The organism is Sphaerospermopsis kisseleviana CS-549, assembly GCF_028329225.1.
GTDB lineage: Bacteria > Cyanobacteriota > Cyanobacteriia > Cyanobacteriales > Nostocaceae > Sphaerospermopsis > Sphaerospermopsis kisseleviana.
Genome location: NZ_JAQMTI010000205.1, coordinates 25597 through 32965, shown reverse-complemented (window position 1 = coordinate 32965; position 7369 = coordinate 25597). Strand labels below are relative to the sequence as shown.

Sequence of the window (7369 nt, the reverse complement as noted above, 5' to 3'; positions counted from 1 at the left end):
GCGTAATAAGTTCCGCAATTAGCAAGTTTAGCTGATTCTCCACACAAAAATTCCAGAATAGCAGCTAAATTTTCATCAGGATTGATTAAGTGTTGTTGGCATCCATAATTAGACATTTTTCTGATTTTCGATATTGTCCTGCATAATAACATGAAGTTTTAATACAGATTGGATGAATTATTCTATACAATTTTGAATGTGGCTAAAGCCAATCAATCGCTTTAATGCGACTAAAGTCGCTATCGACTTATCCCCATGTCTAAAAGCCTGGGGCTTGCGTCTCGTTTCAGGGTCAATATTTTCATGTATCAACCAAGGGTTTGTAAATTTCATCTGTGGGATTCTGCCTATAATTAACTAGAAAAATATTCGTATTAATTTTGACTAAGAAAAATTAATATCCAAAATATATAATATACAATAAAACTATATGCAGTTAGCAAACATTCACTATTTTATTTATTTGCTATTTTGTGAGTTCCTGCCTTGATGCCAAAAGGAGCGATGGAGGTATTGCGATGTTAGTTATTGTAACGGATGATCAAATCTTTGCCCCTGAGCAAGTTTGCCAATCTTGTTGGCTTGCTAACAATAGCGGTAAACCCCGTTGGTATGAGGGTAAGCTGCGTTGTGGTCAAGCTATTCGCCAATTTACAGAACAGCAAGCAGAGCAGTTTGAGTGTATGATGGGTTTCCGACTCGCCAATATAAAATAATCTAATAAAATAATCTAATTTATCAGCAAAATCAAGCAGCTGCGTTATCATAACGCTCAAATAGCTATTCAAATTTAGCCATAGGAGAATTTACCATGAATTGGCGCGGCTCTACTACTGTTCCTGATCGAATTTTTGCTTGTTTGCCTTATTTATTGCCTCTGATTGAAGTATTTGCATTTGGTCAGTTTTTACTGCGAGATTTTCCATTGTTGGGAATAGTCTTTTTACCTATGCTGCCATTGTTAAGAATTTACTATGGTGTCCGTTATGCTGGAATAATTATTTTCTTTGCTTTGTGGCTATTAGTTGTCAGAAATGACAAAATCGCCCATTTTATTCGTTTCAACACTATGCAAGCCATCATTTTGGATATTGTGGTATTTTTGTGTGGCATCTTGACTGATCTTGTGAAATTTGTCCCTGGTAGTGGTTTTGCTATGCAAACACTGTATACAACCATTTTTATGGGGATAGTTGGGGCTGTAGTTTATTCTGTATTCCAGTCTTTAAATGGCCGTTATGCAGAAATACCAGCCATTTCTGATGCTGTTCATATGCAGGTGCGTTAGGTTAAATACCAATTTTAGATTTTAGATTTTGGATTTTGGATTAACAGTTTTGAGGATCAGCTGTTCCCAAAATCTCAAACAATAATTATCGTCGGATAACTATGTTTTCCAGGCGGCCAATACCTTCGATTTCCACACGGACGCGATCGCCTATATTTAATGGTCCTACGCCAAAGGGTGTACCTGTTAGCACCACATCCCCTGGTAATAGTGTCATTACTTGACTGATATAGGACACCAAATAATCTGGGGAAAATATCATTTGATCAATACAGGCAGATTGGACGGGATGAGGTTGATCATTCAAAAAGGTTTGTAATCTCGCTCCTGGGTTCAATTCTCGCACAATCCAAGGACCTAAAGGGCAAAATGTATCAAAACCTTTAGCTCTTGTCCACTGAGCATCTTTTTTTTGTAAATCTCTGGCTGTAACATCATTGGCAATGGTGTAACCCCAAATTTTGCTTTGGGCTGCCTCTGGTGTACAGTCAGAGGTGCGATCGCCTATCACTAACGCTAACTCGCCTTCATAGTCTACCCGTTGTGACTGTGCAGGATATTTGATTTCCATTTCTGAGGCGATTACAGTTGTGGGCGGTTTGAAGAAAATCAGCGGTTCAGCAGGTACAGAACTGCCCATTTCTGCCGCATGATCAGCATAATTCTTTCCTACAGCCACAATTTTCGAGGGTGAACAGGGAGCTAGGAGTCTGTATTTGTCCGGTTCTAAAATTAAATCAGTGGGTTGCCCTTCTAACCAAGGTGGAGCGTCCAAAACTTCCACGTTTAGGGATAATTGCAGCAAACCATAGTAAATTTTTCCTTCTTGACTCTTAACTCGCACATAGCGTTGCGCCATAACTTTGATTAATATCCTTAGAGATGCAAATTTCGGCGGATGAGGCTGATGATTTTCATCGAAAACTGGTAAGATTATAATTCCTTGTTGCTTCCGATGTTGATTTTGACCAGTAACTCATCTGTTTTACTTGTATAAATCTATGTCAGCAGCCTTTTTTGTCCATAAGGTGACTAAAAATATATGACCACAGTTTACGAGACAATGTACATTCTCCGCCCTGATTTGGGAGATGAGCAGGTAGAACAAGCGGTTACTAAATATCAGAACTTGTTAACTGAACAGGGTGCTGAGAATCTGGAAATCCAAAATCGGGGTAAGCGTCGTCTGGCTTATGAAATCAACAGACACCGTGACGGCATCTACATCCAATTTAACTACACAGCCCCAGCAGGTGCGATCGCTCCTTTTGAACGTGCTATGAGATTGAGCGAAGAAGTAATTCGCTACTTAACAATCAAGCAGGAAATAAAAGAAGACAAGTCAGCTAAAGAAACTGTAGCTGCTTAAAAAGTGCTGAGTGAGGAATTCTTCGGGGATTCCTCCCATTTAGAAAAATTTACGTATTCTAACAGTTGTCAATTGCTCCTAATTGCGATATGTTTTGAATCAAATCATGAAGTAAGTGTTTTTTTTCATACATATAGAGTATAGGAAAGGACACTATAATAAATATAGGACTTACGCAAGATGTGACTGAAAACCTTATTCTTGCTTAGGGGTAATTCATGAATTACCCCTACTTTCGTTCCCTTTTGCGTAAGTCCTGAAATATTTAAAAATATTTAAAAATATTTAAAAAATATTTGAAAAATATTTTATTGCTGTCCCTAGCACTTACCAAAGTTAATATTGTCGCAGTTATTCCTAAGAGATAAATCGCTGTGAGCCAATCTAACACACCCGAAATCCAAGCACTTTCTACTGAAGTATCGCAGTTGCGTCAAGAGTTGCAACTAAGAGACCAATTAGTGCAACAGCTATCTCAAGAACTGTTCCGGCTGGTTAAGGGTAATACTAGCTTTATTCCGCAAAAAGCTGAACCTGAGTATGATTTGAGTCAGTTAGATGCTTTAAAAGAACAACTCCAAGCGGTGGAAGAGCAAGTAACCTTCTACCAAGAGCAAATTGCCTCTCGTGACTCGGAAATTTACCAATTACGACAGTCAGTTCAAGAATTGACTGATCGCAGTCGGATGTTAGAGCAAGTAGTACAAGAATTACCACAAATTTACCGTCGTAAGTTTGAGGAAAGAATGACTCCAGTCAGAGAGAAAGTGGCAATGTTACAAAGAGAAAATCGGCAATTACAAGCTGAACTACAAAGTGTAAGTTATCGGTTAGCACTCAAAACTCGCCACTCAAGTCATAGTGGTATTGATTTACCAAATTTTTCTAGTCCTATATCTGGACAAGAAAATATATCTACTCCGCAAAATGTTTAGACGGATATGGTAATGTAGAAATTTATATTCAGATTAATTGTCTGATTAATTATCTTCTTAAAGCAAGTAGTTTATTGCTAAAATTAATTGCTCTTCGGACTAGGCTGAAGGGATAATTTTTAATTAGGGTTGCTGAAAAAGTTATTTAAGGAGTTTCTTTGATTTGGAAATTTTCCCAACACTAACAAAGTGGCAGCTTTTTTAGGCTCACAGTACCTACGGGTTGCTGAATAAACTCAAAACCTGGATGAATAAAGAGTTTGAGGGTGATAACAAATAAAATAGGTGCAAGGTTTTGGAAGCTATGAGTAGGAAAACCTTGTACTTTGTTGGTTTTTACCTCGTTTGAAAATACAAAAAACTCCTTGATATCCTTGAACTCCTGACTCCTTGAAATCCTTAATTTTCTAGGTTTTACGTTTATTCAACATCCTCTATTTATCTTTTTTCTGACTCCTGACTCCTGACTCCTGCTGTATCTTCAATTTTTCTCAGGTTTTATCAATTTGTATCCCACCTTCCGCACCCTAAACTGTCACACAACGAAAAATGGTCATTTGGGGATTTGAGATTGGCGAACTGCTTGCAGCAGCGCTTCGCTATCGCTACCTAAACTTTAGACCATTTTGTATTAAAATTATCCTCAAAGGTCTTCAAAAATCCGAAATTACCGATTGTAACACTGGGGGGTGCGGAATGTGGGTTGTATCGCCTAGCGGCCAAACCTCTAGTCAACCTGGTAATATTTTGCAGATGCAATAGAGATTCAGCTTGCTAGAGCGAGAATTTAAAGGGTGATTATATCCAGTAATGTTCTGTCAATATGACAAGCGAAAAAATATTCTTAAATTGGCTATTTTCCCTCAGAAAAGCCGAGAATTTAGCCTACTGTCACCAGACTTTGCTTATTGAGATGAGAAAATATATCTTCGCAATTGTTAACTATCTCAAACACTGAATCTAGGTGAGTAAGTTCCAATACTAATCTTACAGGAGCTTGCACGTTGCAAAGAACTAAGCGACAACCGCTTTCGCGTACAACTTTCAGTGCTTGAACTAGGGGAACTAAACCAGAGCTATCCATGAATTCAACTTCTGCGAGATCGATAACCCAGAGTTGATCAGGTTGAGGTTTTACTCCAGCCATCTTTTCACTCAAGGCCGTACCAACCTGTAAGTCTATGCTTCCTTGGGGTTTGAACAAAATCACTTGGCGTTCTTGTGTAAGAGTCATGAATTTAACTGGGTAGTTGAACAGGGCAGTTGAAATGTTCAGAAAATGGAAATTATATCAATCAAGATTGAGTGTCAACAGTGTAAATACTGTTTTTTCTTAGTCAGACAGGACTTAATGCAATTATAGTCGATATCTATGGAACTGCTACAGGAATCATGACAAACGAGAGTATAAAATTTGATAGATATTTCCAATATAGTCATAAATGACTGCGGATTTCGGTAGCCAATTTAACTGTTATTATTTTCTTATAATTTGTGTGTATTTTTATAACTTTTTAATAATTACATTTCAAAAATGTACATAATATCATGTCTATTTCTATAGATATCATATATTTACGTCCAGGAAATAGGGAAGAAAACAATTTTTATTACAAGAAATTAACCTGAAATTATAAGTAGAAGGAATTGAAAAAAACCGAATGGTGAAAAGCAATGATCAGGTTTTTGTCATTATGAACGTCAATAATCAATTACCAATTATTTGACAGCCTAACTCCAGACAAGCCAAAATATAGTAAAAGTAAAAATTTGTAAAGTCGGCGGTGCTGGATGTCTTTTGAGCTATTTTCACTAGAAAACATCCAAGAATTTGCTCAATCTTACGGTTATTGGGCTATTTTTTTGGGAATTTTGCTAGAGAATTTGGGCATTCCTCTTCCTGGTGAAACCGTGACTTTAGTGGGCGGTTTCCTAGCTGGTAGTGATGAGCTTAATTACTGGCTGGTTCTGGGTGATGCTGTTACAGGTGCTGTAATAGGCGGTACTTTCGGCTATTGGATTGGTAGGGTTGGTGGTTGGCCGTTCCTGTTACAAGTGGGAAAGATATTCCGTATATCTGAAACCCGACTGCTGAGTATTAAAGATCAATTTAGTGAAAATGCTGCTAAAGCTGTATTTTTTGGTCGTTTTTTCGCATTATTGAGAATTTTTGCGGCTCCACTTGCGGGTATTGCCGAAATGTCCTTTGGTAAATTCCTGGTATATAACTTAGCAGGAGCTTCTGCCTGGGCTGGTGTCATGGTGACTTTAGCTTTCTTTGCCGGCAGAATTGTTTCCCTAGAACAATTAGTAGCTTGGGTAAGTCAATTTGCAATTTTGGCGTTACTTATTCTAGTTGCTGTAATTGTTGTTCCTATTTGGTGGGAATCACGCCAAGTTAAGCATTTGGGGGAATAGGTGATTGGTGATTGGTGATTGGTGATTGGTGATTGGGAAAATACAAATAATTTTCCCCCTGCTCCCTGCTCCCTGCTCCCCTGCTTCTTCCCCAGTCCCCAGTCCCCAGTCCCCAGTCCCCAGTCACTTAAGACTGCGCCCAAATGCGGGTAGGTAGTCCCCAGACGTAAATAAAGCCTTCTGCGGCTTTGTGATCAAATTGATCTTCTGCTCCGTAGGTGGCTAAGTCGGGAGTATAAAGGGTGTTATCACTCCAACGTCCTACTATGGTGGCGTTACCTTTAAACAGTTTTAACCGCACAACACCCGAAACTCTTTCTTGTGTTTGTTGAATAAAAGCATCAAGGGCGGCTTTAAGTGGACTGTACCAAAGTCCGTTGTATACTAATTTGGTATAGGTTTCTTCAATACCCCGTTTGTATTGAGTAACATCTGCTGTTAAAGTCAGGCTTTCTAAATCACGATGGGCATTAATTAACACCACCATTGCTGGTGATTCGTAGATTTCCCGTGATTTAATGCCTACTAGGCGGTTTTCAATCATGTCAATGCGCCCAATACCGTGATTGCCAACGATAGTATTGAGTTCTTGAATTAGCTGAACTGGTGTTTTTGATGTACCGTTGATGGTGGTGGGAATGCCTTTTTCAAAGCCAATTTCCAGATATTCCGGTTCATTGGGAGTATCAGCTATGGCTTTAGTCATTTCATAAATTTCTTCTGGGGGTTCGTTAGCTGGATCTTCCAAAGTACCAGCTTCGATACTGCGACCAAGTAAATTTTTGTCAATACTGAAGGGAGAGGATTTTTTTACGGGTGCAGGAATACCAAACTGCTCACCATAAGCAATAGTTTCTTCCCGACTCATTCCCCATTCTCTGGCAGGTGCAAGAATTTTTAAGTTGGGGTTTAGTGCTGTACAGGAAACATCAAAACGTACTTGATCATTACCTTTACCAGTACAACCGTGAGCGATCGCATCCGCACCATATTTTTCGGCTGTTTCTACTAATACCTTAGCAATCAAAGGTCTAGCTAATGCAGTTCCTAGAGGATAACGATTTTCATAGAGTGCATTGGCTTGAATTGCGGGAAATGCGTAATCTTGGACAAAGCTATCTTTGACATCCGCTACTAGAGATTCACTTGCACCAGATTTTAAAGCTTTTTCTCGTACTGGTTCTAATTCATCTCCCTGACCTAAATCTGCTGCTAGGGTGATTACCTCTTCAACTCCCCATTCTTCTTTAAGGTAGGGGATGCAAACAGAAGTATCTACTCCACCAGAATATGCTAAGACAACCTTTTTGGCGCGACCCATTAGTTTCTCCACTTAGGAAAACAAACAATGAGTCATTA

Annotated in this window: 9 protein-coding genes; 6 read left to right on the top strand and 3 right to left on the bottom strand. The window is 38.8% G+C overall.

Features of this window, described 5'->3' with window-relative positions; genetic code table 11:
• Positions 1–518: 518 nt before the first annotated feature.
• Positions 519–716 (top strand): hypothetical protein, encoded by a 198-nt coding sequence (locus PN497_RS16725; protein WP_096569375.1) that lies wholly within the window; start codon positions 519–521, stop codon positions 714–716.
• A gap of 95 nt (positions 717–811) precedes the next feature.
• Positions 812–1288, top strand: a complete 477-nt coding sequence (locus PN497_RS16720; RefSeq protein WP_096569378.1) for a Tic20 family protein — start codon at positions 812–814, stop codon at positions 1286–1288.
• 85 nt (positions 1289–1373) lie between these two features.
• On the opposite strand, the gene PN497_RS16715 is transcribed toward PN497_RS16720, so the two are convergent.
• Positions 1374–2147: a fumarylacetoacetate hydrolase family protein gene (locus PN497_RS16715; protein WP_096569381.1), complete on the bottom strand. Its 774-nt coding sequence runs from the start codon at positions 2145–2147 to the stop codon at positions 1374–1376.
• A 183-nt stretch (positions 2148–2330) separates the two neighbouring features.
• Between PN497_RS16715 and rpsF the strand changes: the two genes are divergently transcribed.
• Both rpsF and PN497_RS16705 read left to right on the top strand, forming a co-directional pair.
• On the top strand, positions 2331–2657 hold the full coding sequence (rpsF, locus tag PN497_RS16710) for a 30S ribosomal protein S6 (protein ID WP_096569384.1): 327 nt from the start codon (positions 2331–2333) through the stop codon (positions 2655–2657).
• Positions 2658–3031: 374 nt separating this feature from the next.
• Positions 3032–3592 carry an Npun_F5560 family protein gene (locus PN497_RS16705; protein WP_096569387.1) on the top strand — a complete coding sequence of 187 codons (561 nt, stop codon included), beginning with the start codon at positions 3032–3034 and terminating at the stop codon, positions 3590–3592.
• An 880-nt stretch (positions 3593–4472) separates the two neighbouring features.
• Here the strand turns inward: PN497_RS16705 and PN497_RS16700 are convergent.
• Positions 4473–4826: an STAS domain-containing protein gene (locus tag PN497_RS16700; protein ID WP_096569390.1), complete on the bottom strand. Its 354-nt coding sequence runs from the start codon at positions 4824–4826 to the stop codon at positions 4473–4475.
• A gap of 557 nt (positions 4827–5383) precedes the next feature.
• On the opposite strand from PN497_RS16700, the gene PN497_RS16695 reads away from it, so the two are divergent.
• Both PN497_RS16695 and PN497_RS16690 read left to right on the top strand, forming a co-directional pair.
• The gene (locus PN497_RS16695; RefSeq protein ID WP_096569393.1) at positions 5384–6010 is read left to right on the top strand and encodes a DedA family protein; all 627 of its coding nucleotides are present in this window, start codon (positions 5384–5386) and stop codon (positions 6008–6010) included.
• Positions 6011–6031: 21 nt separating this feature from the next.
• A complete protein-coding gene (locus PN497_RS16690; protein ID WP_272110712.1) occupies positions 6032–6163 on the top strand; it encodes a hypothetical protein in 132 nt (43 codons plus the stop codon).
• Here PN497_RS16690 and PN497_RS16685 read toward each other — a convergent pair.
• Entirely contained in the window at positions 6138–7331 is a 1194-nt protein-coding gene (locus PN497_RS16685; protein ID WP_096569396.1) for an argininosuccinate synthase, read from the bottom strand. The two genes, PN497_RS16690 and PN497_RS16685, sit on opposite strands and share 26 nt — an antisense overlap.
• Positions 7332–7369 lie beyond the last annotated feature (38 nt).